Origin of the sequence: Providencia sp. wls1943, from assembly GCF_009706275.1 — a bacterium.
Classification (GTDB): Bacteria; Pseudomonadota; Gammaproteobacteria; order Enterobacterales; family Enterobacteriaceae; genus Providencia; species Providencia zhijiangensis.
Window position 1 is genome coordinate 24,335 of the sequence record NZ_WLTU01000027.1, and the last position, 24,299, is coordinate 48,633.

At 44.6% G+C, this 24,299-nt stretch carries 21 protein-coding genes and 1 tRNA gene; 5 read left to right on the forward strand and 17 right to left on the reverse strand.

Going from position 1 to position 24,299, the window contains the following annotated elements:
- The first annotated feature begins 195 nt into the window (after positions 1 to 195).
- Positions 196 to 2,226, forward strand: a complete 2,031-nt coding sequence (gene mnmC, locus GKR48_RS16965; RefSeq protein WP_336431198.1) for a bifunctional tRNA (5-methylaminomethyl-2-thiouridine)(34)-methyltransferase MnmD/FAD-dependent 5-carboxymethylaminomethyl-2-thiouridine(34) oxidoreductase MnmC — start codon at positions 196 to 198, stop codon at positions 2,224 to 2,226.
- A gap of 65 nt (positions 2,227 to 2,291) precedes the next feature.
- Here mnmC and GKR48_RS16970 read toward each other — a convergent pair whose 3' ends face one another.
- The 11 genes from GKR48_RS16970 to hutI form a co-directional block, all read right to left on the reverse strand.
- Positions 2,292 to 2,825, reverse strand: a complete 534-nt coding sequence (locus tag GKR48_RS16970; RefSeq protein ID WP_154628918.1) for a GNAT family N-acetyltransferase — start codon at positions 2,823 to 2,825, stop codon at positions 2,292 to 2,294.
- Positions 2,826 to 2,847: 22 nt separating this feature from the next.
- Positions 2,848 to 3,120, reverse strand: coding sequence for a YfcL family protein (locus GKR48_RS16975; RefSeq protein ID WP_154628919.1), 273 nt, complete (start codon positions 3,118 to 3,120; stop codon positions 2,848 to 2,850).
- 33 nt (positions 3,121 to 3,153) lie between these two features.
- Complete coding sequence (locus GKR48_RS16980) at positions 3,154 to 3,702, reverse strand: elongation factor P hydroxylase (RefSeq protein ID WP_154602907.1); 549 nt, start codon at positions 3,700 to 3,702, stop codon at positions 3,154 to 3,156.
- A 17-nt stretch (positions 3,703 to 3,719) separates the two neighbouring features.
- The gene (locus GKR48_RS16985; protein ID WP_154628920.1) at positions 3,720 to 4,523 is read right to left on the reverse strand and encodes a TSUP family transporter; all 804 of its coding nucleotides are present in this window, start codon (positions 4,521 to 4,523) and stop codon (positions 3,720 to 3,722) included.
- Between the two features lie 176 nt (positions 4,524 to 4,699).
- Complete coding sequence (aroC, locus tag GKR48_RS16990) at positions 4,700 to 5,788, reverse strand: chorismate synthase (protein ID WP_108478568.1); 1,089 nt, start codon at positions 5,786 to 5,788, stop codon at positions 4,700 to 4,702.
- Between the two features lie 116 nt (positions 5,789 to 5,904).
- The gene (gene prmB, locus GKR48_RS16995; RefSeq protein ID WP_154628921.1) at positions 5,905 to 6,837 is read right to left on the reverse strand and encodes a 50S ribosomal protein L3 N(5)-glutamine methyltransferase; all 933 of its coding nucleotides are present in this window, start codon (positions 6,835 to 6,837) and stop codon (positions 5,905 to 5,907) included.
- 193 nt (positions 6,838 to 7,030) lie between these two features.
- Positions 7,031 to 8,419, reverse strand: coding sequence for an amino acid permease (locus tag GKR48_RS17000; protein WP_154628922.1), 1,389 nt, complete (start codon positions 8,417 to 8,419; stop codon positions 7,031 to 7,033).
- A gap of 100 nt (positions 8,420 to 8,519) precedes the next feature.
- A complete protein-coding gene (gene hutH, locus GKR48_RS17005; protein ID WP_154628923.1) occupies positions 8,520 to 10,052 on the reverse strand; it encodes a histidine ammonia-lyase in 1,533 nt (510 codons plus the stop codon).
- Positions 10,053 to 10,064: 12 nt separating this feature from the next.
- Positions 10,065 to 11,744 carry a urocanate hydratase gene (gene hutU, locus GKR48_RS17010; protein ID WP_272521592.1) on the reverse strand — a complete coding sequence of 560 codons (1,680 nt, stop codon included), beginning with the start codon at positions 11,742 to 11,744 and terminating at the stop codon, positions 10,065 to 10,067.
- A gap of 327 nt (positions 11,745 to 12,071) precedes the next feature.
- Entirely contained in the window at positions 12,072 to 12,803 is a 732-nt protein-coding gene (hutC, locus tag GKR48_RS17015) for a histidine utilization repressor (protein ID WP_272521591.1), read from the reverse strand.
- A gap of 172 nt (positions 12,804 to 12,975) precedes the next feature.
- Positions 12,976 to 14,211: an imidazolonepropionase gene (gene hutI, locus GKR48_RS17020; RefSeq protein WP_154628925.1), complete on the reverse strand. Its 1,236-nt coding sequence runs from the start codon at positions 14,209 to 14,211 to the stop codon at positions 12,976 to 12,978.
- A 294-nt stretch (positions 14,212 to 14,505) separates the two neighbouring features.
- Between hutI and smrB the strand changes: the two genes are divergently transcribed.
- Entirely contained in the window at positions 14,506 to 15,051 is a 546-nt protein-coding gene (gene smrB, locus GKR48_RS17025) for an endonuclease SmrB (RefSeq protein ID WP_154628926.1), read from the forward strand.
- Between the two features lie 42 nt (positions 15,052 to 15,093).
- Here the strand turns inward: smrB and sixA are convergent, their stop codons facing one another.
- The 4 genes from sixA to GKR48_RS17045 all read right to left on the reverse strand — a co-directional run bounded on the left by sixA (position 15,094) and on the right by GKR48_RS17045 (position 19,903).
- Positions 15,094 to 15,579 (reverse strand): phosphohistidine phosphatase SixA, encoded by a 486-nt coding sequence (gene sixA / locus GKR48_RS17030; RefSeq protein WP_154628927.1) that lies wholly within the window; start codon positions 15,577 to 15,579, stop codon positions 15,094 to 15,096.
- A gap of 230 nt (positions 15,580 to 15,809) precedes the next feature.
- Complete coding sequence (gene fadJ, locus GKR48_RS17035; RefSeq protein WP_154628928.1) at positions 15,810 to 18,023, reverse strand: fatty acid oxidation complex subunit alpha FadJ; 2,214 nt, start codon at positions 18,021 to 18,023, stop codon at positions 15,810 to 15,812.
- Positions 18,023 to 19,342, reverse strand: a complete 1,320-nt coding sequence (fadI, locus tag GKR48_RS17040) for an acetyl-CoA C-acyltransferase FadI (protein WP_154628929.1) — start codon at positions 19,340 to 19,342, stop codon at positions 18,023 to 18,025. Before fadI ends, fadJ begins: the two co-directional genes overlap by 1 nt.
- Positions 19,343 to 19,606: 264 nt before the next feature.
- Positions 19,607 to 19,903 (reverse strand): YfcZ/YiiS family protein, encoded by a 297-nt coding sequence (locus GKR48_RS17045; RefSeq protein WP_006660227.1) that lies wholly within the window; start codon positions 19,901 to 19,903, stop codon positions 19,607 to 19,609.
- 352 nt (positions 19,904 to 20,255) lie between these two features.
- Here GKR48_RS17045 and fadL point away from each other — a divergent pair, with 352 nt between their 5' ends.
- Positions 20,256 to 21,581 carry a long-chain fatty acid transporter FadL gene (fadL, locus tag GKR48_RS17050; RefSeq protein ID WP_154628930.1) on the forward strand — a complete coding sequence of 442 codons (1,326 nt, stop codon included), beginning with the start codon at positions 20,256 to 20,258 and terminating at the stop codon, positions 21,579 to 21,581.
- A gap of 512 nt (positions 21,582 to 22,093) precedes the next feature.
- On the opposite strand, the gene mlaA is transcribed toward fadL, so the two are convergent.
- Entirely contained in the window at positions 22,094 to 22,843 is a 750-nt protein-coding gene (gene mlaA, locus GKR48_RS17055) for a phospholipid-binding lipoprotein MlaA (protein ID WP_154629018.1), read from the reverse strand.
- 392 nt (positions 22,844 to 23,235) lie between these two features.
- On the opposite strand from mlaA, the gene GKR48_RS17060 reads away from it, so the two are divergent.
- Together GKR48_RS17060 and GKR48_RS17065 are read left to right on the forward strand one after the other, a co-directional pair.
- Positions 23,236 to 23,307, forward strand: a tRNA-Arg gene (locus GKR48_RS17060).
- A 103-nt stretch (positions 23,308 to 23,410) separates the two neighbouring features.
- The gene (locus GKR48_RS17065) at positions 23,411 to 23,782 is read left to right on the forward strand and encodes a hypothetical protein (protein ID WP_154628931.1); all 372 of its coding nucleotides are present in this window, start codon (positions 23,411 to 23,413) and stop codon (positions 23,780 to 23,782) included.
- Positions 23,783 to 23,808: 26 nt separating this feature from the next.
- Here the strand turns inward: GKR48_RS17065 and GKR48_RS17070 are convergent, their stop codons facing one another.
- Positions 23,809 to 24,225, reverse strand: coding sequence for a GNAT family N-acetyltransferase (locus GKR48_RS17070; RefSeq protein ID WP_154628932.1), 417 nt, complete (start codon positions 24,223 to 24,225; stop codon positions 23,809 to 23,811).
- Positions 24,226 to 24,299 lie beyond the last annotated feature (74 nt).

The following is a 24,299-nucleotide window of genomic DNA, read 5'->3' on the forward strand; positions in this document are numbered from 1 at the left end:
CCTCATGTCTATAATTATATGATTACGGGATTACAGGTGTCACTTTAGCTTACACTTGTACGCTGAACAAGTCCGATCAGGGTAAATATTTGTATTTTTTTTATCATGACACAAATAAGGCTTTTATGTGACGGTAGCCTTACACTGATATCAGCGTTAGAATTTGAATATGATTTTGCAATAACGGGCTTAAACGTGAAAAAGACAGCTGTACAAACCGCTCACCTCAGTTGGAATGAGGAAGGCACACCGATTTCAGAACAGTTTGAAGACATCTATTTTTCTAACCAGAATGGGTTAGAAGAGAGTCGCCATGTGTTTTTGCAGGGAAACCATTTTCCACAGCGATTTCTAACACACCAAGATGAAACTTGTGTGATTGCCGAGACAGGATTTGGTACTGGATTGAATTTTCTCGCTTTATGGCAGACCTTCAACCAATTCAAAGCCGAAAACCCCAATGCAAAATTACAACGATTACATTTTATTAGCTTTGAAAAATACCCTTTATCAAAAGCTGATTTAATCGCCGCACACCGTTGTTGGCCTGAGTTAGCCGAGCTCTCGGGGCAATTATGTGAACAGTGGCCCCCCGCTCTACCCGGCAACCATCGAATTATTTTAGAAAATGGTACAATCACCCTCGATTTATGGATTGGCGATGTAAATACGCAAATATCCATACTTAATGACAATTTAAACAATAAGATAGATGCGTGGTTTTTAGATGGTTTTGCTCCTTCCAAAAATCCGCAGATGTGGAGCGAACAGTTGTTCGCTGCAATGGCAAAATTTGCTCGTCAAGGGGGAACATTTGCCACCTTTACGGTAGCCGGATTTGTCAAACGCGGATTACAGCAAGCGGGCTTTACTATCATGAAGACCAAAGGATTTGGTCAGAAGCGTCAAATGCTAACGGGGGTACTAGAAAATAATCTGACTCGCCCGATGGCACCTTGGTTTGCGCGTCAACCCGCATCTCATACCGATGATATCGCAATTATTGGCGGGGGTATTGCCAGCCTCACCTTAGCCCGTTCACTCAGAAAACGCGGTGCGAATGTCACTATTTACTGTCAAGACCAGCAAGTCGCCCAAAATGCGTCTGGAAACCGCCAAGGCGCGGTCTACCCCCTATTAACAGGGAACGATAATGCCCTAGAGCGCTTTTTTGTCAGTGGCTTCCCGTTCGCCACTCGCTTTTATCAGCAACTGAGCACGCAAGGTATCGAATTTAATGGGCAATGGTGTGGGGTAAGCCAAATGGCGTATAACCCTAAATCCATCAAAAAAATCGACAACATGTTGCAAACTGAATGGCCGGAAGAGTTTGCTGTTGGCAAAGATAGGCAACAACTCAGTGAAATTAGTGGTGTGGATGTCAATCATCGAGGTATTTATTACCCCACTGGCGGCTGGCTATGCCCTGCACAATTATGTGAAAGCTTAGCGCAAAAACTCGCTGAAGAAGGCGTTAATTTCCACTTTGGTCTGTCAGTCACCGACTTACAGCGCTCAGCGGAAGGTTGGGAGCTGACATTAGATAACCAGAAAAAAGCCCATCATCAAACCGTGGTGATTGCCAATGGGCACTTACTGAATCAGTTTGAGCAAACGAAAAACTTGCCTATCACGCCTGTGCGCGGGCAAGTGAGCCATATTCCGACTAATCCCACATTACAGCAATTAAAAACCGTGCTGTGCTTCGAAGGTTATATGACGCCAGAAGATGCCACAAACCAGCACCACTGCTTGGGGGCAAGTTATCAACGCGATAATTTGAGTCTTGAATACTCCGAGGAAGAGCAGCAAGAAAATCTGCAAAAGTTGCTCACCAGCTTACCGGATGTGGATTGGACAGCGCAGGTGGATATCTCTGACCAACAATCTCGCCAAGGGATCCGCTGCGTGATCCGTGACCATATACCGCTACTTGGTAATGCCCCTGACTTTGATGCCCTGATGCAGCAATATGCGGATTTACCTGACCAACTGCATCGCGAAAAATCCCTCTCGCCATCGCCAGCGTATCCAAATCTATTTGTATTTGGCGCATTAGGCGCACGAGGACTTTCCACTGCCCCACTGTGCGCAGAAATCCTCGCGGCACAAATTTTTGATGAACCCATGCCTGCCGACGATGACGTACTTGCCGCATTACATCCAAATCGTTTTTGGGTAAGAAAACTGCTGGCGGGACGACCAATCACCACGAAAGAGGCGTAAACAAAAGAAGCATAAACGAAAAAGGGCTTCCATTTGGAAGCCCTCAGTACGAATCAATATTGAACTTAATTCACGTTCAATAGCATGGCGCAGCGATCAATTTTTTGAAACCCTGCATCCACTTCGTGTTGCAAGATATCTTGTAATTCGCTCGTCAATTGCGTCTCTTCCATTATCGAAAAACCAAGGCGCTGATAATACGGTGCATTCCACGGAATATCACGAAACGTAGTCAGTGTAACCTGACCAATCTGTTGCGACTGAGCAAACTCGATAACCTGCTGAATAAGCTGCTTACCTAAGCCCTGCCCCTGCGCTGACTGCTGAACTGAAAGCTCCACAATATGCAGGCTATCGCTCAAATGCTCCGCCATAATAAAGCCAACAGGCTGGTCATGATGATCCACCGCGAGCCACTCTAAGCCATTCGCAATACACTCAACGTGGTTTTCTAGCGGTTGAACCTCACCTTGGGCAATCCAATCAAACTTAGGATGTCCGGCAAAAGTCTGCCCCGCTGACGCTTCTACCTCAGGTAAGAATTGGGCATCTTCTTGGGTTGCTAATCGAATGGAATACATATCATTAATGGAAGACATATAATCAATACAATCCGTAAAACTAACGCACGGTATCTAACAGTGTTTTCCACATACCCAGCACCAAAATTTGATCTGGTGGGGTCAGTTCGCCGGCTTTAATAGCATTTTGGATACTCAGCTCAACGCGCTGATACAGTGCATCAGCACTGGTTTCGTTCTCTTCTTCCAGTTCTGCCACAGCAAGGGTTAAGTGACCACGCAGATAGCCACCAGCAAACAGCTCATCATCGCTGGCGTGTTCAACCATATCATCAATTCTTGTCAGTATGCGTGTTTCAAAATCCGCAAGCATGCTTAATCCTTACTGTAGTGAGAGATTATTCTATTAGGCGAAAATATCTTCCGGATAAGGGAACAGTTCCGCGCAAAGTGGAGGTGTATTGTAAAACGATTGTAACGCATTAATAAAGCGCAGCGGTCTCTCTGGGATACCTTTTTCGAGGTACTCCATCACTTGGGCATGCACTTTGCGCATAAAAGCGATACGGTCGGGTTCGAAATCCCCTTCTAAATTGTCGCAACTCACATTAAACGGGATGCCCGTTGCCACACAGAAAAACCAATCTAGCGCTTGTGGTTTAATTTCAACCACTTCAAAGTCACACTGGGTTTTCTCATCACGACCATCTGGGCAGTACCAATAACCGTAATCCACTTGCTGGCGACGTTTTTCCCCAGCAATGCACCAGTGAGAAATTTCATGGAGTGCACTGGTAAAAAAGCCGTGTGCAAACACAATTTGGCTGTATGGCGTGGTGTCATCGGCAGGTAAGTAGATAGGCTCGTCGTCCCCTTTTACCAATTTGGTATTGTACTCTTCACCGAAACACTGTTCGAAAATATCAATAAGTTGCTGATAATGATGTTGGGTCATGGAACGCTTAAATCATCTTAAAATAATGTGAGAAACCAAGCTTTAATATCGTCACCGTGGCTGTCATTTAACAGCTTAATACTCATTAAGAGTGAAATCACGACGATCATCGGCCTGATAAGTTTTTGTCCTTTGGTTAACACTAAGCGAGCGCCAAGTCTCGCTCCAACCATTTGGCCGACAAGCATAACAAAACCGAGTACCCAAAGAACATGACCTCCGATAATAAAAAAGATCAAAGATCCAAAATTGGAGGCGAAATTTAACAATTTTGCATGTGCGGTGGCTTTGGCGAGGTTATACCCTAATAACAGGACATAAGCGAGCGCTAAAAACGAGCCAGTTCCAGGCCCAAATGCCCCATCGTAAAAGCCGATACTCATCCCCGCAGCAACCCCAAAAATTGGCATACTGACGCGCTGAGGCCTATCTTGCACACCCAAAGATGGCGTGAGTAAGAAATAGAGCCCGACGCAGATGACCATCACTGGCAGCAACTGCTTTAAAAAAGCAGTATCAATGGATTGGATTAAAATCGCCCCGAGCATTGCCCCTATTATGGTCATGATCACAGGGAAAATTTGCTCTCGCAAATTAATGGCTTTGCGCCTTGCAAAATAGAGTGTGGCGGAGAATGAACCGCCGATAGCTTGTAATTTATTGGTCGCCAAGGTTTCCACGGGGGTGATCCCCACAGAAAGCAGCGCAGGAATAGTCAGTAAACCACCGCCCCCTGCGATAGAGTCAATAAAACCGGCAAGTAAAGCGACAAAAAACAGCAGAGCGTAGACTTCAGGCGCAACGGCGGTAAGCCAATCCATTTTACATTCCAGATAAGTGAACTATCACGATGCAGATTTGTTATCTATTGATTATCTTATTGAAAGCTAAACAATATCACAGCCCGGATGGATTATAATCGAGGTTTCATCCTAACCTTTAAATCAAAGTGGATACCCTTGCCAAGCAAGAATATCCACTGAAAAACGTCAATGCCTTATTCGAATGGTGCCACGGCGGGTACAACATCCGCACACTGCCCACGGTGACGCAAGAAGTGATCCATCAGCACAATTGCCATCATCGCTTCCGCGATAGGCACCGCGCGAATGCCCACACAAGGGTCATGGCGACCTTTGGTGATCATCTCAACTTCTTCACCATCACGATTCAAGGTTTTCCCTGACACCGTAATACTGGAAGTCGGTTTCATGGCGATATGGGCAATAATTGGCTGGCTGCTGCTAATGCCCCCTAAAATTCCACCGGCGTGGTTAGACGTAAAACCGTGGCGAGTGATTTCATCACGGTTTTCACTGCCTTTTAAACTTACGACACCAAAACCATCGCCAATTTCTACGCCTTTTACCGCATTAATGCTCATCAGTGCATGGGCGATATCCGCATCTAGGCGGTCAAAGACTGGCTCACCTAAACCTGCTGGGACATTTTCAGCGACAACGGTGACTTTCGCACCGATCGAATCACCCTCTTTTTTCAAGCCACGTAGCAGCTCATCAAGGGCATCCAATTTGCTCGGATCAGGGCAGAAGAATGGGTTTTCTTCGACAATCGACCAATCTTTAATTTCACACTCTACGCTGCCCATTTGGGTCAAACATGCGCGAATTTGAATCCCGAATTTCTCTTGCAGGTATTTCTTGGCAATCGCACCCGCAGCAACACGCATCGCTGTTTCACGGGCGGATGAACGCCCGCCACCGCGATAATCGCGCAGGCCATATTTCTGTTCATACGTGTAATCGGCGTGCCCTGGACGGAACACGTCTTTAATCGCACCATAGTCTTGGGAACGCTGATCGGTATTTTCAATTAATAGACCGATACTGGTGCCTGTCGTCACGCCGTTGAAAACTCCCGATAGAATTTTTACTTGGTCGGGTTCACGGCGCGCCGTAGTATAGCGCGATGTGCCCGGACGACGGCGATCTAAGTCGATTTGTAAATCTGCTTCTGTCAGTGCGAGTCCCGGCGGAACACCGTCAACGATGCAGCCTAATGCTAGCCCGTGTGACTCTCCAAAGGTGGTCACACGAAACAGTTGCCCAATTGAATTTCCAGCCATTCCCTGTTTCCTATTTGCTTGCGATTCTTATACTTGTTAAGAAATATGATGTTATGCGTAATTATTATGTTTTATTTGATTATGCCGAGTAACGCAACTCTTTATTAATTAATATATTAATCAATATAAAGAGCAAAGTGCTCGTGATGTTCAACCAACTGTTCGCGGGTTAACATAAACACACCATCACCACCAAATTCGAAATCTAACCAGATAAATGGAATATCTGGATATTGCTCAATCAGATGCACCATACTGTTACCCACTTCGCACACTAAAATCCCCTCTTCGGTTAAGAAGCGTGGAGCATTAGCGAGAATGCGGCGAACCAGTTTCAGACCATCGCTACCGGCTGCCAACGCCAGCTCAGGCTCGACACGGAACTCTTGCGGCAAATCGTCCATATCTTCTGCATCCACATACGGTGGATTGGTAACGATCAGGTCATATTTAACGTCCGGCATATCACGGAATAGGTCAGAACGAATTGGGATCACGCGGTGCTCTAAACCGTGATTCGCAATGTTTTGCTCAGCCACAGCCAAGACATCCGTAGAGATATCAACTGCATCGACTTCCGCTTCAGGGAATTCATGGGCGCAGGCAATCGCAATGCAGCCACTTCCCGTACACAGGTCAAGGATAGTTTGTGGTTCATCAGACAGCAAGCCCACAAAATGGTTGTTAATCAGCTCACCAATTGGCGAGCGTGGGATCAACACGCGCTCATCCACATAGAATTCATGTCCACAGAACCACGAACTGTTGGTCAGATAGGCAACTGGAATGCGGTCATTGATACGGCGTAATACGCGCTCAATAATGCGGTGACGCTCCGTTGGAGTCAGGCGCGAAGTTAGTAGCTCATCCGGTAAATCCAGCGGTAAATACAGGCTTGGCAAAACTAACTGTAAAGCTTCATCCCATGGGTTATCGGTGCCGTGACCATAATAGATATTGGCAGCATTAAAGCGGCTCATGGTCCAACGTAAAATGTCTTGAATGGTATGAAGTTCTGCGACGGCTTCATCAACGAAGATCTTTTCCAAGAAGGGATTCTCCTGCCTGTGGATTAAAAGGGAAAATTTGAATGGCTAAAGTTTGCCACGAAGTGAAAGACAAATCAGCAGATTAATGTAAGAAAATACGCAGATATGCACTTGTTTGCGCATTTTGGCGCTAAAAATAACCGCGCCCCGGATTTTCATCAAGGGCGCAGCGTCTATCATGCTATTAAAAACGTTACGCTAATTCTTCGACTTCTTTCTCGGTTTCTTCCGGTTTTTTTACCCATACCGCATAAGCAATGGTGAGTAACAACAACCAACCGATACCCACATACAGCGCAATTCGGGTACTTTCAAAATAGCCTAACACACCAAAAATAAACACCATAAAGGCAATCGCTAGGATTGGCGCAACTGGCCACATCGGCACTGGGAATTTCAATTGCTGAACTTGTTCTGGCGTCATCTTACGGCGCATCGCAAATTGCGCCAGTAAAATCATTAACCAGACCCAAATCGTGGCAAATGTAGCAATCGAGGCGATCACTAAGAACACATCTTCGGGGATCACATAGTTCAGTACCACACCAATAAACAGCACCAGCACCATGACTAAGACGGTCATCCATGGCACCCCATTTTTGGTTAACTTAGTGAATGATTTAGGCGCCTGCCCTTCATGAGCCATGCCATACATCATGCGACCCGCACCAAAAATGTCACTGTTAATGGCAGAAATGGCGGCGGTGATCACCACCACGTTCAAGATATTCGCCGCAGCTGAAATACCTAAACTATCAAAAATCTGCACAAACGGGCTGCCATTTTGGCCAATTTGGTTCCACGGGTAGATGCACATCAGTACAAATAGCGTTAATACGTAGAACAGTAAGATACGTACAGGCACCGCATTAATGGCTTTTGGAATAGTCACTTCCGGATTTTTGGCTTCGCTCGCCGTGATCCCGATGACTTCAATTCCACCAAAGGCAAACATCACTACTGCAAATGAGGCGATGACGCCACCTATCCCATTTGGCATAAACCCGCCATGGTCAAATAAGTTTGATACCCCAACCGCATGTTCAGAGGCTTGACCGAAGCCAAACATCATAATGGCTGCACCACCGACGATCATCGCGACAATCGCTCCCACTTTAACTATCGACAACCAAAATTCCATTTCGCCGAATGTTTTGACGTGACACAGGTTAATGGCACCGATAAAGCAGATAATACTGAGCACCCAAATCCACTGAGCCACATCAGGGAACCATAATTTCATATAGACCCCAAATGCCGTGACATCAGCCAAGCAGACAATTAGCATTTCAAAAACATATGTCCAGCCGGTGAAAAAACCCGCTCGCGGACCTAAATAATGGCTAGCATATTGGGAGAATGACCCTGCCAATGGGCTGCGAACCGCCATTTCACCGAGCGCGCGCATCACCATAAAAACAGCGGCGCCCCCAATAATATAAGCCAGTAAAACGGCCGGGCCGGCAGTCTCAATAGCTTTGGCTGAACCATAGAATAACCCCGTTCCTATTGCTGAACCGAGGGCCATAAATCGGATGTGGCGCGCAGAAAGCCCACGCGCAAGTTGTGATGTGCTTTGCATGTTGTGTCCTTCGTATTTTTATCAGTCGTTTCGAAGAGAATTCGCAGCCGATACATAGTCGGCTGCTTCTAAAACACTTACTTATAGGAACTGTTGGTTTTTATGAATGAAAAACCGAGTTTGCTGCAAACAACGTGGCAAGTTTATGTTGATCAATAAGCGAGATAGCCGCCTCGATATCCGGCGCGAAATAACGGTCTTTATCGTAATACGCCACTTTATCACGCAGAGTTTTACGGGCTTTTTCCAGTTTTTCGCTCGATTTCAAGCCATCGCGAAAATCCATTCCCTGACACGCAGATAACCATTCAATGGCTAAAATGCCCGTCACGTTTTTCGCCATTTCCCATAAACGGCGACCTGCTGCTGGCGCCATGGAAACGTGGTCTTCTTGGTTGGCGGATGTTGGTAAGCTATCCACGCTAGATGGATGCGCTAATGCTTTGTTTTCACTGGCTAATGCTGCTGCTGTCACCTGTGCAATCATAAAGCCAGAGTTTACGCCACCATTGTTAACTAAGAATGGTGGCAATTGGGACATGTGCGTGTCCATCAACATCGCAATACGGCGCTCTGATAATGCCCCAATTTCGGCTAATGCCAGCGCGATATTGTCCGACGCCATGGCAACTGGCTCCGCATGGAAGTTACCGCCAGAAATAATGTCGCCGTTATCGGTAAACACCAGCGGGTTATCGGATACCGCATTGGATTCAATTAAAATCACTTCCGCCGCTTGGCGAATTTGCGTTAAGCAAGCTCCCATCACTTGAGGTTGACAACGTAGTGAGTATGGATCTTGAACTTTCGAGCAATTTACGTGAGATTGGGACAATTCACTCGTTGGCGATAAGACATCGCGGAATAACGCCGCCACATCGATTTGACCTTTTTGACCACGAACTTCTTGGACACGTGCATCAAATGGCTTGCGTGAACCTAATGTCGCTTCAACACTTAACGCTCCACACACAATGCCGGATAACAGCAGATTTTCCGCCGCAAACAAACCTTTTAACGCAAATGCCGTCGAGGTTTGTGTCCCGTTCAATAGTGCTAAGCCTTCTTTAGCTTCCAGCGTTAATGGTTTCAAGCCCGCTTTTTCTAACGCTTTTTTCGCAGGTAGCCATTGGCCTTCAAAGCGCGCTTGCCCTTCACCAATCAAAATCAAGCTCATATGCGCTAGCGGTGCTAAATCGCCAGATGCGCCCACGGATCCTTTTGCAGGAATATACGGATAGACTTGTGCGTTAACCAGTGCAATCAGTGCTTCAATCACTTCCAAGCGAATACCTGAAAAACCGCGCGCAAGGCTGTTGATTTTTAATACCATAATCAAGCGAACCAGGTCATCGTCCAGTGGCTCACCGACGCCAGCCGCATGGGACATCACAATCGAGCGCTGTAAAGATTGTAAATCTTTGCTGGCAATACGCGTGTTAGCAAGTAAACCAAAACCAGTATTGATCCCATACGCGGTTTTATCTTCCGCTATAATTTGATTGACAGTCGCAACGCTTTTTTCGATAACACTGTGGGCATGTTTATCTAACGCAACAGTCACTGGCTTTTGGAAAACAACGCGTAATTCGTCGAGTGTCATTTTCCCTGGATGGATAGTTAATTTAGTCATCAATGGCACTCCTTAACGTGTTTTTAGCATAGGTAAGTTTAAGTTTTTCTCTTTGGCGCATTCGATAGCAATGTCATAGCCCGCATCCGCGTGGCGCATCACTCCTGTCGCTGGATCATTATGCAATACGCGAGCAATGCGTTCCGCCGCCGCATCAGTTCCATCACAGACAATCACCACACCAGAATGTTGGGAGAAGCCCATTCCGACACCGCCACCATGATGCAATGACACCCATGTTGCGCCGCTCGCCGTATTTAATAGTGCGTTGAGTAACGGCCAATCAGACACCGCATCTGAGCCATCTTTCATCGCTTCAGTTTCACGGTTTGGACTCGCTACCGAGCCTGAATCTAAATGGTCACGACCAATCACAATCGGTGCAGAAACTTCGCCACTTCTGACCATTTCATTGAACGCTAAACCTAATTTGGCGCGATCGCCCAAACCAACCCAGCAAATGCGTGCCGGTAAGCCTTGGAAACTAATACGTTCACGCGCCATGTCTAGCCAACGATGCAGATGCTTATCGTCTGGCAGTAATTCTTTCACTTTGGCATCCGTTTTATAGATATCTTCAGGATCCCCAGATAGCGCCACCCAACGGAATGGACCAACACCGCGGCAAAATAGTGGGCGAATATAGGCTGGAACAAACCCAGGGAAGTCAAACGCATGTTCAACACCCATTTCCAGAGCCATTTGACGAATGTTGTTACCATAATCGAATGTCGGAATGCCTTGGGCTTGGAAAGCCAGCATCGCTTTCACATGTTCTGCCATGGATTTTTTCGCCGCTAGCGCAGTGCCTTGTGGGTCTTTCACGCTCTTTTCGCGGTATTCGTCCCAACTCATGCCAATTGGCAGATAACCATTGAGCGGGTCGTGAGCACTGGTTTGGTCGGTGACCATGTCTGGCTTAATGCCGCGACGAACCATTTCAGGTAAAACTTCAGCCGCGTTAGCGCACAGCGCGATAGAAACGGCTTTACCTTCTGAGGTGTACTTTTTGATGCGCGCTAATGCGTCATCCAGATCGGTGGCTTGTTCATCCACATAGCGAGTTCTTAAGCGGAAATCGATACGGCTTTGCTGGCACTCAATATTTAATGAGCAAGCCCCTGCTAATGTTGCTGCTAACGGCTGTGCGCCCCCCATTCCACCTAGACCAGCGGTTAATACCCAACGCCCAGTGAGATCACCATTGTAATGTTGGCGACCTGCTTCAACGAAAGTTTCATAGGTGCCTTGAACAATCCCTTGGCTACCGATGTAAATCCAGCTTCCTGCCGTCATTTGACCGTACATAGCTAAGCCTTTAGCATCCAATTCGTTGAAATGCTCCCAATTCGCCCAATGTGGCACAAGGTTGGAGTTAGCGATTAATACGCGGGGCGCGTTTTCGTGGGTTTTGAATACACCGACAGGTTTTCCTGATTGCACCAGTAGGGTTTCGTCGTTATCTAGCTGTTTCAGGGATTCAATAATTTGGTCATAGCATTGCCAGTTACGGGCTGCGCGGCCAATGCCACCATAAACCACAAGTTCATGGGGATTTTCTGCTACGTCAGGGTCGAGGTTGTTCATCAACATGCGCAGTGGCGCTTCTGTCAGCCAACTTTTAGCTGTTAAGGTCGTTCCACGAGGTGCTCGAATTTCAATATTACGATATTTGTTATTTAACTTTGTCACGAATATACCCTCACTTAGATGCGTGTTTGACTTATTGCGTCTCCTTATAGATATAGTTGTATATACATGTACAATCAATTTATTTTTTAACAATTGCGATGGCTAAAATAGACTCTAGCGATAAATATTATCTATTAAAAACAATATGATAAAAAATCACCCTTTGATTTTACTGATGTTTTTTTATTCTAAATATGCCTACCAGATCACATTTAATTCACAGTTATTTTACATTTAATGTTGGCAGGAATGGTAATGAGCACAGCCAACAGCCCTGCGCTCAGATGAGAATAAGTGTGGGAATGAAATATCGTTAATTGAAAAACGCTATGAGGAAAAACTGCCTTTGAGTTTATATCGATGACCGGGAAACAATAACTTCGTACTGGTCACGATATGGCTTTGTGACCATGTTCGTCGGGTAATTTGCAGGCACGATGCGCCCACATGCACTTGCAAAAGCCGGGCACTACGGTCATCTGCTTCTACCGCTTCAACAATATGCTCGCCCTGAGTCAGAGGCGCAACACGGGATAAATAATCATGGGGAGTGATGGTCAGAAAGTCTTGTTCCAGATAATCCGGTGCTGCCAGCGCATTCACAAAACGGTCTTCAATTTGTACTGGAATATCATTCTCCAAATGGACAATCACGGAATGATAAACCGGCGTTTCTGGGGAAATATTTAACTCTTTAGCCAGTGTCACTGATGCACTGACTTGTTCTAACTTGTTAATTTTGCAGCTGTATTGATGATTTCTGGCGAGGATCTCATCTTCAATGCTGTGGATTTCAAACAAGGCTGATTGCCCTTTAGGCTCGGCAACAAAGGTGCCAACGCCTTGAAGACGCACCAATAACCCTTCAGCGGTAAGTTCCCGCAAGGCTCGGTTCGCCGTCATTCGGCTACAATCAAACTGCACTACCAACTCGGCTTCTGAAGGCACACGATCGTTGGCTTGCCACTCTCCTGATTGTATTTTTTCAATAATTGACTGCTTAACTTGCAAATACAATGGAACAGGAGTTTTCAGCTTCGGTTTTTTTTCGGCTGTCACGTTTATTTCCAAATAAGTAATGTGTGTGAGTCGTCAACATTGAAAATTAATCAAAATAATTGCTGCCTATAGTGGAGATGATATTCTTAGGCAGCAATCAGAACTTTATGAGCAAATAGTATTATAACCTGAAAAACAAAAACGCTTTTTCTATTTTAACTAAAATAAACCATTAATTTTTGTGGGTGACTTTTCCTTGATAAACGCGCTGATTTAATGGGTTAGTGCCCTGTTCATAAATCATTTCTACCGGATCCTTAGCATTCCAGACCACAAAGTTGGCTTGATAGCCTGCGCGTAGTTGCCCAAGACTGTTTTCTCGCCCTAGGGCTTTCGCCGCGTGACGAGTCACTCCTGCCCAAATTTCTTCAGGGGTTAGTCTAAATAATACCGCCGCCATATTCATCACCATACGCAGTGAAGCAAATGGGCTGGTACCTGGGTTAAAGTCTGTAGAGATGGCCATGGGCACTTGGTTTTCGCGTAATAATTCAATCGGCGGTAATTTGGTTTCACGTAAAAAATAGAACGCACCGGGTAATAATACCGCCACGGTTCCACTGCGTTTGAGGGCTTGAATACCTTGGAGATCTAAGTATTCAATATGGTCGACTGATAGCCCGTTAAACTCCGCCACCAGCTCGCTTCCCCCTAAATTAGAGAGTTGCTCCACATGCCCTTTTACTGGAATTCCTAATTTTTTCGCTGCTAAGAATAATTTCTCGCTTTGTTTAAGAGAAAAGCCAACACTTTCACAGAACACGTCCACCGCATCAAATAGCCCTTTCTTCCATAGCTGCGGCATAATTTCATCGCAAATAAGGTCAATGTAATCGTCTGCTTTACCTTTATATTCTGGTGGAACCGTATGCGCGGAAAGTAATGTCGAGGACACATCTATCGGATAAGCTGCAAATAATCGTTTTGCCACTGACAGTTGTTTCTCTTCGTTGGCAAGATCTAAACCATAGCCCGATTTCATTTCAATGGTGGTGACACCTTCACGGATCAACGCGTCTAAACGCGGTTTCGACACCTCAAATAGCTCAGCTTCACTCATGGCTCGCGTGGAGCGAACGGTGGAATTGATCCCGCCACCTTGCGCACTAATCGTTTCATAGGAGACGCCATTCATGCGCTGTTCCCACTCTGCGGCTCGGTTACCGCCAAACACTAAGTGGGTATGGCAATCAATCAGTCCCGGTGTGATTAAGCGACCTTCAACATCAATGATGTGGCAACCGTTGGCATCTACTTGGTCACTTGGGTGAATGGCAATGATCTGCTCACCACGAATGATTAAATCGTAATTTTCCAGTAACCCGTATGCCGTTCCAAGTTCAGTATTCATTGTGGCGATCCGCCCGTTACGCCAGATCACATCATTTGCGTGTGCTTTAAATAACATAAATCATCCCATGGCAGCAGAAACCCGATTCGGCTTCACATATGAAAGGTACAGATATAAACGTATAGATATGTATATACAATTAGACTACTTATCGGTCTGTTGTCAATGTCTACTCACGTAAAAGTTATAAATTTGTTACGCAGCGCTAAAAATATTCTATGATAACCGTTCATGGGAAAAATGGGTTACACTACGATCCGTTTTGTGGGATCCGTTTTGTGGGATCCGTTTTGTGGGTTCTGTTTTGCACATCCAAGAAAGCATCATTTATTAACAATTGATTTATAAACAATGACTAAAAATAAATTCGCCTTAGAAGATGGCGACATCAATCTCTTTAAAGACGCTATTCAAGGTACTAAGAAAATTCACCAAGACCAAATAGTGCATGCCCCTATTCGCGCGAAAGTCACTCAACCATCCAGTAAAAAAGTTCAGCAAGAACAAGTGGATGCTTCGTTTTATTTTTCTGATGAATTTCAACCACAGCTCGATAATGAAGGTCCTACTCGTTATTTAAGACCGGATGCCAACCCGTATGAGTTGAAAAAATTACGTCGTGGAGACTATGTGCCGGAGTTATTTCTGGATCTCCATGGGTTGACCCAAATGGAAGCGAAACAAGAAATTGGTGCGTTAATTGCGGCCTGTAAGCGGGAAAATGTCGATTGTGCCTGCATCATGCATGGGCACGGTAAGCATATTTTGAAGCAGCAAACGCCACTGTGGTTAGCTCAACATCCTGATATTGTTGCTTTTCACCAAGCCCCTAAAGAGTGGGGTGGCAATGCTTCGTTGCTATTATTAATTGAAACGACTGAGAGTGCTCGCCGTTAAGCACTCACTTCGTTTAGTTTTCATCTCCTAGGATGCTCAAACTTAAGATTGGGTCAACGAAATCTGCGATGGGCTGAGCATCCATTCTAAGTGGCATTTCATCTGCTCAGTATCCACTTCAACACATGCAATCGTCGATGTTGTAAACATTGGCGGTGCTTCGTGGGGACATAACTCCGAGACCAAATAGCCAACCAGTGGCAGGTGCGAAACCACTAAAACTGCTTTGGCACCACTAAATGCATAGTCTCGAATTTGAGAGGCAACCCAATCCGCATTTCCTCCAGGGGTTAACCCTTCCATGATTTGCGCTTGTGCTGGCAGCGATAACGCATCACGCATCACTTGTAATGTCTGCTCTGCGCGTAAATAGGGGCTCACTAATACCGTATCAATCTGAGGTTGACGGGCTTGTAACCATTTCGCCATCAGTACCGAATCATCTTTTCCCTTTTGGGTTAATGGCCTTGCTGAATCACTCGCAGCCTGAATCGCCGCATCACCGTGACGCATAATATAAACTTGCATAATCCACCATCTGTGCCGTAGTCCCACAAGAGAATACGGGTCTTTTTGTTAAGATAATTATTGTTAAAGATAACCATCAGCTGGGTGAGGAGAGATTCTGCAACAAACCCGTTGCAAATAAAATGATTTACATTGTTTTTTACTGACATTTTTGGTTATTCAGCCATAAAAAAACCTGATAACCACAGCGTTTAACTGTGGCATCAGGTTGATTAAACAGCGATTATCGCTTAATAAATATCGTTATTTTCTTCCGTCGATGATGCATTTTTTTCATGATCATTCACCGGATAAAACGTGCGATTAGACTGTGCCATTTCAATCAATAAATCACACGGCGCAAACTTATCACCCTGTTTTTCCGCTAAGTGTTGCAACGTTTCCACAGTTTTACTGATACCAAGGCTATCCATATAACGGAAAGGCCCCCCGAAGAATGGCGGGAAACCAATACCAAATACCGCACCAATATCCCCATCTCGCGCACTACGAATAATCTTCTCATCTAAACAGCGAGCAGCTTCATTGAGCATTAACATAACACAGCGTTGAGCGATATCTGTTTGGCTCGTTGACGTTGAGGGGTGAATGTTAATCAGTGAATAAATACCATGATCAACTTGACGTTTTGTGGATTTTTTCCAGAAAGCTAACTTACTTTTTGACTGCCCGTAAACATAAAAACCACGGCCGTTTTTCTTCCCTTTACGGTCATCGTTGACCACTTTGTCAAGCGCATCAGGGGCTTTAAAACGGTTGCCAAAGCGTTCAACGAGAATTGGTAAAATTTTGGTTCCGACGTCAATACCCACTTCATCAAGTAGATGGAAAGGTCCAACTGGGAAACCAAATTTCACTAACGCCTTATCAATATGGTCAATCGCCGCGCCTTCCACAAGGCATTGCGCCGCTTCACACAAATAAGGTGCCAGAATACGGTTCACATAGAAGCCCGCATCATCACCAACGACGATGGCGGTTTTACCTTGGCGCTTAGCAAAGGCAACCGTGGTTGCAATGGTGGTGGCATCCGTTTGCTGATGAGGGATCACTTCCACCAGTGGCATTTTATCCACGGGACTAAAATAGTGCAGCCCAATCACTTTCTCAGGATGGGGGCTACCTTCCGCAATTCGATGGATGGGTAATGAAGAGGTATTTGAGGCAAAAATCGCTTTGCCATCTGACATTTTTGCGGTTTCTTGCACCATTTTACGTTTCAGAGCCAGATCTTCAAACACGGCTTCCACCACAATATCCGCTGACTCTAGTCCTTGATAGGTCAATGTTCCCGAGATCCGAGCCATAATTGCATCCCGCTCCCGAGGCTGTAAGCGCCTTTTACTCACTCGCTGGGAAAGCAGAGCCCAGCTATAACGCAGAGCTTGAGCGATACCTTTGTCTGAAATATCTTTAATGCGTACTGGATATTTACCCAATACCGCACTCACATAAGCGATGCCACCGCCCATCAACCCACCACCAAGCACACCCACTTGTTTGATAATTTGCGGTTTAGCGTCCGCCCCAGTTTCATTTTTCAATGCAGTAGAGGCAAAAAATAGGCTACGTAATGCGGCAGATTCTGGCGTCATCGCCAGTTCACCAAACGCTTTGGCTTCTTCAGCGAACCCCGTTTTTAGCCCGCTATTCATACCCGCTTTCACCACCTGAATAATTTTTTCTGGTGTCGGATAGTGTCCTTGAGTTTTACTTAATGTTTTCTCTTTTGCGCTGGAAAACACTTTATTACGCAATAACTTGCTACTGAGTAAACGCTGTTGCCAAGGGAGAGGTTTACGTTTTACGCCCCCTTTCTGCGCCAGTTCAACCGCCGTATCCAGTAGAATCGAAACCGGAACCACGTCATCGACTAATCGCATTTTTAACGCTTGTTTGCCTTTTAATTGGCGTCCTGTCAGCATCATATCTAAAGCATTTGGGATCCCAATTAAACGCGGTAAACGCTGAGTTCCGCCGGATCCTGGCAGTAACCCTAACTGCACTTCAGGTAAACCCAGTTTGGTTTTATCGTCATCAGAACAAATGCGCGCATGGCAAGCGAGCGCTAACTCCAAACCACCACCAAGGCACGCGCCATGAATAGCCGCAATAATCGGTAGTGGGTAATTTTCAATTTTATCGAACAGAGTGTGCCCCTGCTTAGATAGCTCACTCGCCTGCTCTTTACTGGTGCAGTTAGCTATCATGCTAATATCTGCTCCTGCGATAAAACTGTCTTTTTTGCCCGAGGTGATCACCAAGCCTTTCAGACCTGATGTCGATTGTGCTTGCTGTAAAATGGCATGAAATTGCTGTGCAAACTCCGCCTTTAGGGTATTCACTTTTTCATTAGGAACATCAATGTAAATCACACCAACATTGCCATTTACTATCTTTAATGTGAATGCAGGTTCTGTGATGACTGCTGAATGTTGCGTCATTATTCCGCCTCCAAAATCATTGCTACACCAAGCCCACCCGCCGCACACGCTGTGGTTAACCCAAATCCGCCTCCGCGTCTACGTAGCTCATTCAATGTTTGGGTCACCATTCTCGCTCCTGTCGCGGCAAAAGGATGACCATAAGCAATAGAACCGCCCAGCACATTAAATTTATCCATATCAATTTCCCCAATCGCTTTCGACAAGCCCAGTTTTTCTTGAGCAAATTTTTGACTGGCAAACATTTGAATATTGGAGAGTGTTTGAGCAGCGAACGCTTCGTGCATATCAATCAAAGTCAAATCTTGCAGAGAGAGCCCCGCTCTTTGTAATGCAATCGGTGTGGCGTAGGAAGGTCCCAGTAGCATATCTTCCCACACATCGATTGCCGAGAAAGCATAACTTTTGATGTACCCTAACGGGGTATAACCCAATGCTTTTGCTCGAAATTCAGTCATCATCAACACAGCAGCCGCCCCATCAGTTAATGGTGTGCTATTGGCTGCGGTCACGCTACCGTGTTTTCTATCAAACGCAGGTCTGAGTTTCGCATAGGAAGCGAGCACGGAATTTTCACGCACGTTGTTATCTTGCGAAAATGCTTGCTTGTAAGGTGGCATATACGCGGTCATCACTTCTTGCTCTAGCACGCCACTTTTCCAAGCTTTAGCAGCCAGCAAATGAGAGCGATGAGCTAATTCGTCTTGTTGCTCGCGACTAATATGGTAACTTTTCGCCATCTGCTCGGCGGTATCTCCCATACGTAATCCCGTCGAGTATTCCGCGACACCTGGCGCAACGGGTACTAAATCTTTCAGGCGCAATTTACTGATAAGCGATAATTTTTGCCCAAAGGATTTGGCCTTACTTAACGCCAATAGCGTGGCAGCGAGCTTTTTCGATACACCGATAGGCAGCACAGAGGATGAATCTGCTCCACCCGCGACACCCACGGAGATATCCCCCACCATCATGCTTTGCGCCACATTCACAATCGCTTGAAAGCTGGTAGCACAGGCGCGAGAAACACTGTAAGCATCCGTCGAGACACTCATGCCAGTACCTAACACAATTTCTCTGGCAATATTAGGTGCTTCCGGCATCTGAACCACTTGCCCGAAAACCAATTGTTCAATAATCGACGGGTCAATATCACTACGATGCAGTAGTTCTGCAACGACGGTTTTGCCTAAATCCACCGCTGGCGTGTTCTGGTAGGCTGTGGATTGTTTAGCAAAAGGCAAACGTAATCCACTAACAATGGCAATCCTTTCTTTTGTGGCATGTTTATTATCGCCATGGTGGGAGAGTTGATTCATGGTCGCTCCTGCTAAAAGAAAAATAAGTAGAATTGTTGTGATTAAACTGAGAGGTCTGACCTGTATCGATTGTTAACATATTCTTCACATTTATCAATCAGTGTCGATAAAAAATGCGAGCTCACACACAAGTTACAATTAATTGGCAATAAAGAGGGGAAATTAGGTAAGTTTTTAGCAATAAAAAACCCATTCACTTCTAAAAATGACGCATCTGCGAAATAATAGAGTTAATGGGCTTTAAAAAGGAATTCAAACGTTTGATTAACGTAAGCCTAATTGAAAAATCAGACTTTCTGCTTCACAACTAAATGTAAAGTTCGCGGATAACTCTACACCACCTGCTACAGGATTGATTGAGTGAGTAATTTCGCACGGTTCTGACTCTACTGATTTGGCTTTTTCAGTGAGTGTTTTCAACATCGCTTCAGCATCTTGCTGAGTGGCGAAAACTTGCTGATACGATGCGGTGCAATCTTTATTTTCCAGAACTGTACCCACATCTACACAGCAGCACGCAGCTGTTTCATCCGCGCTACAACGTTTAATCGCATCAGTCATTTTATTCTCCCAATGAACAAACTGTTAAGTCAGTATCATAACGCTGAAAAAGTGCCAAACACTAGTGATATCAAATTTAGTTGCTAATAATCCAACATAAGTTTGATCTAGCTCCTTATATGAGCACTTATTACTCGTTAAGCTCATGCGAATGTTGCCATTTTGTTAATTACATCGCATTTTCGAAAAGAAAAATCGCACAAAAACAAAACAACCTTGCAACATCCCCAGTGGTCAGACCTATACTCAGTGAACTGGTCTGATTTGTCATTGCGGCAAGCGACCCTACAATTCAGCGCTTCTTGCGATAGAAGTCGCTTATTTAAATAAAACATACAAGAGGGTTTTGGTCATGAACCAGAAAAACCTATTTGCTCGATCAGCTTTAGCAATCGCAGTGGCTGTTATCTCTTCCAATGCAAGCGCAGCTGGTTTTTTGCTGAATGAATATTCAACCTCAGCCTTAGGACGTGCATTTTCAGGCGCAGGAGCCGTCGGCGACAACGCAAGTGAAGGCAGCCGCAACCCAGCTGCAATGATGTTATTTGATAGACCAACTATTTCTGTTGGTGCAGTTCACATTAACCCAAGTGTTGATATTAAAGGTAAAGGTGGCTCACCACTTAATAGCAATACTACAGCCAACGATATCGCCCCAAGTGCGCTAGTCCCTAACGCACACTTTATCTTCCCAATTAATGATAAGTGGGCTGTCGGTACCTCAATGACCACTAACTTTGGTTTAGCTACCGATTTTAATAAAAATTATGCAGCAGGCCCTATCGGTGGAAAAACGGATTTAAAAACTGTTAACTTGAATTTAAGTGGTGCCTATCGCATCAACGACAACTTTAGTTTTGGTGTAGGTGCGAATGCCGTTTATGCTGACGCTGAAATCACTCGCCATGCTGGTGACTTAGGTGCATTAGCGCCAATTATCAGTAAAGGAGCACTTTCCCCCTTCCCAGCAAGTACAACTATGGCAAAGCTTAAAGGTGATGACTGGGGCTATGGCTGGAATGCTGGCTTACTCTATGAAATTAACCAAGATAACCGTTTAAGTTTTACCTACCGCTCAAAAGTAAAAGTGAAATTTGAAAATGGTAAGTTTTCTAACGATCTACCGAAAGGCCTACTCAACGGCACTGGTGGAGCAACAGAGAAAGGAACTTTAGACTTAAATTTACCTGATATCTGGGAATTCTCTGGCTACCATAAAGTTGACCCTAAATGGGCGCTGCACTATAGCGTTGCCTATACTGGCTGGAGCACCTTCAAAGATTTAACAGCTTATAGAAAAAGTGATGGTGAAGTCCTGTTCCACAAACCAGAAAACTTTAAAGACGCATGGCGTTTAGCTGTCGGTACGACTTATTTCTATGATGATAATTGGACATTCCGTACGGGTATTGCTTACGATGAAAGTCCAGTGCCATCTAAATACCGTTCTATCTCCATCCCAGATCAAGATCGTTATTGGCTAACTGCAGGAACCACCTATGCATTTACACCAAATGCCTCTGTAGATCTTGGATTAGCTTATATGTACGGTAAAAAAGTCAATATCAGTGAAAAACTGATCGAAAGTGACAAACTTCCTATCGCTTCACCTGTATACAACTTTAAATCAGAAGGTTCAGCGTGGTTAGCAGGTATTAACTTTAACTATACCTTCTAATCAGTTATATCTTATCGGGGGAGTTCGCTCCCCTGATATCTTCCTCTGCTTCACTTTCTTTTTATGCTCTTCGCAGAAAAATCATCCTCAAGCCAAATTTTTTCTTGACTTTTTTTTGTACAGATTTATATATTAATTATAGCCCGATGTTATTTTATTGTTAAAAGCATTCCTACGGCTTATTCATGTACTGATCCCAGTCATAAGTATCCACCCAACCATTTTTAAATCGATTTTTAACTACGATGCTGCCCTTCATCTTTTTGACATGAAGACGCAGTAAAGTTGCTCACTAAGCTACCATCTGAGGAAAACCATGGAAAAAACATAGGAGGGCATTATGGGAACATTATTTACTATCAGCTTTGTTAGCGTGTTAGTCGTCAGTGCCGTGATTGACACAGTCATCCAACGAGGAAAACAGGACAATGACTAGCAGTTTATTTATCACTCTCTGATGTCCAAAAAAACATAGAGAGTGATAAACCCCACCGAATCAATCGATCAACCAATTAGTCAATCGAATCCAACTCCCCTTCAATGACCGCCGCATTTGGGTTATCTGCTGGTTGCAGCGTTCCCCCTTTAGATAAGAAATCATTACGTTGGAAGTAAGCTTCGCGGAACATTAAGTAAGGATCGGAAGAGCTTTTCAGCAATCCATCAGAATCAAGTAATCTTGCCCGGGTTTCTATACCCTCCAGTGCCCATTTACCCGCTGACATCCAGAACGTTAAATAACTCAACATTGGGTAGAGATCGTCTGCTAGGTTACCGCCTTGCTCACGCAATGTTGCGCTGCCATAACCCGGTAAAACCACATATGGACCGTAACCCACATCATAGTAGCCTAACGTATTTCCGAAACGCTTCGGTTCTTCTTTGACTAACTGAGGGTTTGCCATACCAGCAACATCAATTAAGCCACCGATACCAAACACCGAGTTCAAGAAGAAGCGGTTAAAGTGCTTAAAGCCTTGCTCCACTTCTCCACGGAAAAAGCTGTTTAACATACTGGCTGGTTCTTCAAGGTTGCCGAGAAAGTTACTGAGTCCGTTTCGAGCAGGCATTGGCACGTAATCATTCCAAGCAACGGCTACAGGTCTTAAGACATATGGGTCTAAGACATTATAGTTAAAGTTAAACATTGCTCGGTTAAAGCCTTCTAACGGGTCTGAACGCTGCTGCGTTTCTGGATCAACGCTGGCGCATCCGGCCATTAAAACTCCCGCGAGAAGAACGCTACTTATGCGAAACTTCATCATTCTCTCCATCCTTTAGTCCACCTTGCCATGGTGTTTTTATCGTTATTGCTAATCGCTTTATCATAAAAGCAAATAGAAAAATCTGTTAAGCGTTTTGAGTGGTTTAATTGCCATATAGATATAATTATAACCTATTTAATTATCAACTTATCATAAGAAATACATTCGAATTACCCCAAATGCTCGAGTCACTTCAGTAAATGTCATTAATTAGTGCATTAACATAGGGATAGACTTATCTGAAATTATTTTAGACTCAACCGTCAGATGCTTAAAAACCCAACAAAGAAAAGAATAAAAAAGATAAAAGCAGAGAATTTGGGTGTAACAGCTTGATTCGATGGAGGGTGGACAGTAAAATGCCAAGCGCTATTTATCAACATCTCAATGTCCCCTTAGTTAAATGGATATAACGAGCCCCTCCTAAGGGCTAGTTGCAGGTTCGATTCCTGCAGGGGACAAATCCCGCACCAAGAACTGTCCCAATCTTTCTTTGCCCTATTTCGCTTTTACTTCTTCCCCTATATTATTTTGCTCATATTCCTATTTGATGGGCTGACCACAATGCGAACACTTTTTGCCTTATTGATTGCTATTCTTCTGATGGGTTGTACGATGGAGAAGTCCCCTTCCGTGGTTATGGCAGGGATGACAGCAAACCAAGTGATGCAAATAGAAGGAATGCCGGATGAGCAAACGAAGCAGGATGGTTATCAGCTATTTGTTTATCATGATAAACCACAACCAGAAGCCACAACTCCAATGACAGACCGCTGGTTTATTTTTAAGAATGGATATTTGTTAGAATATTCTACGCAATATTTAAATTCCTCTGTCACAACAAATACACCATTAAGATTAACTGCAAAACAAATATTATCTCAATGGATAGATAGCCAATCCTTGCCAACAAGCCCATCTGCTCACATGAACTAAAAGATAAACTGGTGATATAAAGATTATTATATCTCTTTAGAAAGATAATGCCGCTGCATGCCTAATTCAGGGAAATTAGGGAGTGACATTTGTTTCACATAACCCAGTTTTTCATAAAATGGCAAAGCTTGGAAACTAAAGGTATCCACCAATGCATTGTGACAACCAAGTTTCTTACTCTCTTCTTCTGCGACATGCATTAATTGGCTACCTAATCCATTCTTACGCATTGACTCACCCACCCACAAATAATCAATACATAACCATCGACCTTTGATCGATGCGAAAAGCCCACCCTGCATGATCCCATTATCATCTTTGCTATACACACCAAGTTGTCCAAAATAGCTATTTTGTAAAAAAGATCGGTTGTAGCTTCTTAGCCCAGTAAATAATTCTTCTTTATCTTCAGGGGTAATCTCATGTGTAACTGTAATTTTCATAACAACCTCATTTTATTTATTATGCAGAAACTTCCAGCCAGCAAATTAATTATCGCTTATTGCTCGAATAACAT

Excerpts from the sequence above, each read along its gene's own strand:
- GKR48_RS17000 (WP_154628922.1), bottom strand. The coding sequence starts at position 8,419 with ATGCAAAGCACATCACAACTTGCGCGTGGGCTTTCTGCGCGCCACATC.
- GKR48_RS16970 (WP_154628918.1), bottom strand. The coding sequence starts at position 2,825 with ATGTCTTCCATTAATGATATGTATTCCATTCGATTAGCAACCCAAGAA.
- fadI (WP_154628929.1), bottom strand. The coding sequence starts at position 19,342 with ATGAATCAACTCTCCCACCATGGCGATAATAAACATGCCACAAAAGAA.
- sixA (WP_154628927.1), bottom strand. The coding sequence starts at position 15,579 with ATGCAAGTTTATATTATGCGTCACGGTGATGCGGCGATTCAGGCTGCG.
- aroC (WP_108478568.1), bottom strand. The coding sequence starts at position 5,788 with ATGGCTGGAAATTCAATTGGGCAACTGTTTCGTGTGACCACCTTTGGA.
- GKR48_RS17070 (WP_154628932.1), bottom strand. The coding sequence starts at position 24,225 with ATGAAAATTACAGTTACACATGAGATTACCCCTGAAGATAAAGAAGAA.
- smrB (WP_154628926.1), top strand. The coding sequence starts at position 14,506 with ATGACTAAAAATAAATTCGCCTTAGAAGATGGCGACATCAATCTCTTT.
- GKR48_RS16980 (WP_154602907.1), bottom strand. The coding sequence starts at position 3,702 with ATGACCCAACATCATTATCAGCAACTTATTGATATTTTCGAACAGTGT.
- hutH (WP_154628923.1), bottom strand. The coding sequence starts at position 10,052 with ATGACTAAATTAACTATCCATCCAGGGAAAATGACACTCGACGAATTA.
- GKR48_RS17065 (WP_154628931.1), top strand. The coding sequence starts at position 23,411 with ATGCGAACACTTTTTGCCTTATTGATTGCTATTCTTCTGATGGGTTGT.
- fadJ (WP_154628928.1), bottom strand. The coding sequence starts at position 18,023 with ATGACGCAACATTCAGCAGTCATCACAGAACCTGCATTCACATTAAAG.
- hutI (WP_154628925.1), bottom strand. The coding sequence starts at position 14,211 with ATGTTATTTAAAGCACACGCAAATGATGTGATCTGGCGTAACGGGCGG.
- GKR48_RS16985 (WP_154628920.1), bottom strand. The coding sequence starts at position 4,523 with ATGGATTGGCTTACCGCCGTTGCGCCTGAAGTCTACGCTCTGCTGTTT.
- GKR48_RS16975 (WP_154628919.1), bottom strand. The coding sequence starts at position 3,120 with ATGCTTGCGGATTTTGAAACACGCATACTGACAAGAATTGATGATATG.
- GKR48_RS17045 (WP_006660227.1), bottom strand. The coding sequence starts at position 19,903 with ATGACTGATGCGATTAAACGTTGTAGCGCGGATGAAACAGCTGCGTGC.
- mlaA (WP_154629018.1), bottom strand. The coding sequence starts at position 22,843 with ATGAAGTTTCGCATAAGTAGCGTTCTTCTCGCGGGAGTTTTAATGGCC.
- fadL (WP_154628930.1), top strand. The coding sequence starts at position 20,256 with ATGAACCAGAAAAACCTATTTGCTCGATCAGCTTTAGCAATCGCAGTG.